This is a genomic window from Paenibacillus sp. P4_E11 (assembly GCF_056401635.1).
Window position 1 is genome coordinate 1 of sequence record NZ_JBFUIX010000192.1, and the last position, 5,349, is coordinate 5,349.

At 49.1% G+C, this 5,349-nt stretch carries 5 protein-coding genes; all 5 read right to left on the reverse strand.

Annotation, left to right across the window (positions count from 1 at the left end):
* On the reverse strand, positions 1-2,042 hold a 2,042-nt coding region (locus AC1DWB_RS30860; RefSeq protein ID WP_477544925.1), incomplete at its 3' end, for a beta-ketoacyl synthase N-terminal-like domain-containing protein.
* A gap of 15 nt (positions 2,043-2,057) precedes the next feature.
* On the reverse strand, positions 2,058-2,954 hold the full coding sequence (locus AC1DWB_RS30865; RefSeq protein ID WP_477544926.1) for a GNAT family N-acetyltransferase: 897 nt from the start codon (positions 2,952-2,954) through the stop codon (positions 2,058-2,060).
* 125 nt (positions 2,955-3,079) lie between these two features.
* On the reverse strand, positions 3,080-3,499 hold the full coding sequence (locus AC1DWB_RS30870; RefSeq protein ID WP_477544927.1) for a hypothetical protein: 420 nt from the start codon (positions 3,497-3,499) through the stop codon (positions 3,080-3,082).
* A gap of 43 nt (positions 3,500-3,542) precedes the next feature.
* Positions 3,543-3,965: an NHLP leader peptide family RiPP precursor gene (locus tag AC1DWB_RS30875; RefSeq protein ID WP_477544928.1), complete on the reverse strand. Its 423-nt coding sequence runs from the start codon at positions 3,963-3,965 to the stop codon at positions 3,543-3,545.
* A gap of 104 nt (positions 3,966-4,069) precedes the next feature.
* A partial coding sequence (locus tag AC1DWB_RS30880; protein ID WP_477544929.1) for an ATP-binding cassette domain-containing protein occupies positions 4,070-5,349 on the reverse strand: 1,280 nt, incomplete at its 5' end.

Sequence of the window (5,349 nt, forward strand, 5' to 3'; positions counted from 1 at the left end):
GAATTCAGCAGGACAAAATCGATCTGATCTGCAGCAAGAGCAGCCTGTTCAATCGCGTCACGCATACAAAAGCCAAGAGCATCCTCCCCATCGGAGCTTCCAATACCCCCTCCAAAGGTCGTTCCGAATCCCCGCAGCTCGGCGTACACCCGTAATCCGTTCTCCGCAGCATAGCTTAACTCGGATAATGCGATGCATATACTGCCTTCTGCTCGATCGAATCGGCTGGAATCCAGTCCTTTGGCCTTATCAATCTTGGTGGATAGCTCGGAACGCTCATCGCCTACCCCGATCAAACAGCGTTCGTGTACCCCGCTACGAATGATGCCGCAGCCATGCAACGCTGCTAGCAGTCCTTCGTTGCCCCCAGAGCTGATCGAGCTACCGAAGCCGCGCAATCCTAACTTCTCAGACGTCTTGCCTGCAACGGAGTTGATGACGGTGTACGGAAAATGAATGCTGCTAGCAAATTCCGGTCCGGATGTGAAGACGCTGTTCAGAAACTTGCCAATGCTGTCCGTACTGCCGCGTGAGGTTCCGTATATAAACCCTGTTCGAAGTCCGTCCTCACCGTCCGTCTTCCAGCCGGCATCTTCTAGCGCCATAGCTGCCGCCCCGATGCTCGATTGGCACAGCCGATTCATTCTGCGCTCATATAGTTGGTTGGCGAACTCTTTCAACGAGAATATGAATGGTTCATCTGCTGCCTCATATCCGTTGAACGCTGGCAGCAATGTTCCTTTATGGGCGCCTATGGCGCAAACCGTACCTATACCGACTATGCCGACTCGCCTTACCATCATGGGTGAAGGGGCATTCGACGGATTGTTGACGGAAATATTCCTTGTTCGAGCTACAATGGACACATTATGTCCACCGAAAGCAGAGTTGCTATTGAGCATATAGGCTGGTACGCCGGCTATCATCTGATTAGCGATAATATTCGCGTCCTCGCAGCCTTCTCGTGGAGCATCATGGTGTAATGTAGCTGGAAGATACCCATGCCGAATTGCATATAGTGAGGTTGCGAATTCAATGGCAGCTGCTGCTCCCAAGTTATGTCCGAAGTATGCCTTGCTGGAACTGAGTGGAATTTGTGGTAGTCGATCTGCGAAGACGGACCGTAAGCCGCTGATCTCGGCACGGTCATTCGCCTGTGTCCCTGTGCCATGCGCATTGATATATTCGATATGATGTGGAGTAACGCCGGATTGCTGCAGCGCCATCTGAACAGCGATCTGAATGCCGCGTCCTTCCGGTTCGGGTGCGGTCTCATGATGGGCATCATTGCTCATCCCATAGCCGCAAATCTCTGCATAGATCGTAGCGCCACGCTCGATCGCTCGATAGAGCGGCTCCAATACTAAGAAGGCAGCACCTTCACCCAAGCTTAGACCATATTGGCTGCCGAATGGCGAAGTTGGCTGTGGGTTCAGCGCACGCAGTACGTTAAAACCCGCGTACACGGAGTGCGACAAGGGGTCCGAACCACCCGCGATCATTCTGTCGGCATATCCCCAACGTATCATATCGTAGGCGTAGCCGATTGCGTTGCCACTGGCGGCACAAGCCGTGTTGATCGTTACGACTGGACCGTTCAGCTTATAATAGTCGGCCACATGATCCCCTTGCTGATAGAACGGATATCGGGCTGTTCTTGCTTCATCCAGATGCTCAATCGTCCATTGCTCCTCCAAGGATACGATGCCTCCATTGCAAGTCCCTAGAGCAAGGCCCGTTCTATCCTTATGGTGGAGTTCCCCCACACGACTATCATCCAACGCCCGTCGTACGGCAAGTATCGCATATTGCGCGCACAGATCGTATTTGTGGCGCTCATCGCCGCTGAAGTGGAAGTTCGGGTCATAATGCTTGATTTCGGCACCAATCCCACTTTGGAATCGAGTGGTAGGGAATCGTTCAACAGCTCCAATCCCGGTACGACCTTCCATCATCTGAGCATACACTTGGTCAAATGAGTCCCCGAGCGCACACATGATGCCCATGCCTGTTACTGCGACTTGCTGAATCTGTGTTGTCACAAGTGCTTCCTCCAATCACAATGGCTTGAGTGCTGCACGTTTCTCCGATATTCGATTCGTATACGGAGTAAGCCAGCGATCCACAATTCGGATCATGTAGGGAGTAATCTGATTCACAGTGAACATCGCGTAAGGAATGTTTTGTTCCAGCTGCAAATTGATAGATTGAGCGAGCATAATGAAAGCGCAACCGGAATTACGATACTCTTCGTTAACGAACACGCTATCATACAGGACGGTATCCTGTGCGAGTCGACCTGTGATGCACCAACCGACGATCTCCGCTTCATTCATTAGCACTATACTATTACTAGACTCGCGCCGGAAATCTTCCTTGAATGGGGATAGAAAATGCGGATATCGTTCACCCGCCGATTGCTTCAAATTGATCTTCGCCGACTCCGGGCAATCGCTCCACAACAAGCATCGTAGAGGATGCGGTAATCGGGTTTTCCTCAACCAAGGGGCCTCTGCGATTCGTATGTCCGCACGATATACTTTAGCTTCCAAAACAGGCACGGACCATTCGTTTTTTTGCAAAAAGGCTTCTAATATCGGTGTGATTGATTTTCCAGAATAATATACAAACCGATTTTCTCTGCATCCAAGAGCCCTTAACTCCGATTCCAATAAGTTCAGCAGAGAAGTAGCGACACCGATCCTTCTGAACGTAGGATTCACGAAGAAAGATACAACTTCGGCCTTCTTCGTATTCGGAATCCAACGTGCAACCACGAGGCCRATCGGACGTCGTTCATCACTAGATGTAGGGATTAAGGAGAGCTCCTCAGCCCCTATAGCGAGGATTGTTGGATCCCCGTCAATTCGCTGTAGTAAGGGAGCTAAGTGCTGGAAGGTTAACGCCTCGTAACGAGCGGAATTGCTGCCATCAAGATGAATCAATTGGTACAAGCCAGCACCTCCATAGCTAGCATGAATAGAACGAACCTATCCCACCAAAGCTGCAATGAAACCCCGACTGCTCGGGGTTTTCATTGCAAATGATGTAGACAAGATTATAAGCGACCAGCTTGTTACTAGATAGTATTTTGAACGCGGGTTGCTAACCTATCAGTTGCAGTTTCCAGCTTGTTGCCAAAATTGTTAGCTGTATCTGTAACGGCATTTCCAACTGTGTTAGCTGCACCTGTAATAGCGCCACCGATATCATTGAACGTTTCTGTGACAGAGCTTTTGCTTCCGCCAGCAACTGCTTCCAGTTCGGTTTCGGACAACTCATCCTCGGACGACTTAACAGCAGCCAGTACGATTGTAGCGTGGTATGATGCGCCGTCAACTACGTTCAGCTTGAACTCGGCCGGAATTTCTTTGCCGGTTACTTGTTTTACTGCTGCACGAATGTCGCTCACGCACAGGGCCTTGAACTGTTCATCCGAACCTGCCTTGGTCATAACTTGCTGTACAGTTGCTTGAATTTCTTCTTGAGTCCAGCTCATAAATTAATTCCTCCCAAAACTTGATTTTGAACACTATGAATGATTACTTAATAGGACTTTGAATGTTATTGATAAACGTAAGGGTTCCACCTGTTACAGAGTCGGCCACTGTATTAGCTGCACCTGTAACAGCACCTCCAACCGTGTTGGCTGCACCAGTAATAGCGCCGCCGATATCATTGAATGTTTCTGTGACGGAACTCTTGCTTCCGCCAGCCACTGCTTCCAACTCGGTTTCGGACAATTCATCCTCGGATGCCTTAACAGCAGGCAGTACGATTGTTGCGTGGTACGATGCGCCGTCAACTACGTTCAGCTTGAACTCGGCCGGAATTTCCTTGCCAGTTGCTTGCTTAACTGCGGAGCGAATGTCGCTCAGACACAATGCCTTGAACTGATCGTCCGAACTTGCTTTCGTTAATACTTGTTGTACGGTTGCTTGAATTTCCTCTTGAGTCCAGCTCATGAATAAATCCTCCAATAAATGATTTTTGCCTTACAACAATCATTGTATCAGGTCAATATCAAACCCTACTGAAGCTAACTTAAAATCTAGTTAAAGTTTCATAGTTAGGCTAATTGCCGTTTCGCAAGTTCTGCAAACAACCCGTCTTCACCGATCAATTCGGTGTATGTTCCCGATTGTACAATACGTCCTTTATCCAGTACGTAGATCCGATCCGCATTCATAATGGTGCTTAGTCGGTGTGCAATTACAATTCGGGTAGCTTGCAGTTTCTCCAGGCTCTCGCTGACGATCGCTTGAGTCCGGTTGTCAAGTGCGCTCGTAGCTTCATCGAACAGAATGATATTCGGCTTCCTCGCGATCGCTCTTGCGATCAGTAGTCGCTGACGTTGTCCACCAGATAGTGTCGATCCTCCTTCGGATACTACCGTATGCATACCCATCGGCATTTGCCGAATATCGCCATCCATACCGGCCATACGTGCCGCTTCCCAAGCGTGATCGATCGTCAAGTTGGAAGAACCGACAATGTTCGAGAAGATGTCGCCAGACATCAGCTTACCATTCTGCAGAACAACGCCCAATTGGCTGCGCAAGGCACGAACGTCGAGCATCTTCATATCCTGCCCGTCATAATAGATCGTGCCGGATTCCGGCTTCTCGAAGGCAAGCAACAAGCGGAGCAGAGTAGATTTCCCGCAACCCGAAGCACCAACTAGAGCGATAAATTCACCTGGCCGAATTTGAAGTGAAATATCATTCACTACCATCGGCTGGTCAGCTCTATAACGGAAATGTAGATGCCGAACTTCAATGGCTCCTGTTAATTCACCTGGGTCATCCAACGCTTCGTGAACTTCTGGAACAGTCTGCAGGATCGGCTTCGCTCTCTCGTACACAGGTACGATCTGAACAACGGATATAATCGCGCTAGACATACCTAACATAGATCCAAGAAAGGAGGAGAATGCAGCAAAGAATGCAATGAACTTACCCGCACTGAACGATGTATCCCCTGAAGCGACCATATAGAACAAGATAATTGACGTAATCGTAGGAAATATTGCATGAAATACGCCATGAGCATTCTCGACCATATGAGCTTGATACGCCGTTTGCTTCTGCTCTCCGAATAACCTCGCCCAGAGAAAGAACGCTCGTTTCTCTGCCGCTGCCGTCCGGAACTTGGCGATACCATTAATGATTTGCAGGACGGTTCCGGATATTTTCCCTTGAATGCTGAGTAGTTTCCGTTGATAGCGAATTTGGCTAATCCCTACGCCCACTGTCACTGACATGGAGATCAAGACTAGAACCGCGGCAATCAAGGCTAACTTCACATCGTAATAGAAGAGCAAAAAGAAGTTAAAGGAAGAGAATATCC

Coding starts and splice junctions, on each gene's coding strand:
- AC1DWB_RS30875 (WP_477544928.1), bottom strand. CDS start 3,965: ATGAGCTGGACTCAAGAGGAAATTCAAGCAACCGTACAACAAGTATTA.
- AC1DWB_RS30870 (WP_477544927.1), bottom strand. CDS start 3,499: ATGAGCTGGACTCAAGAAGAAATTCAAGCAACTGTACAGCAAGTTATG.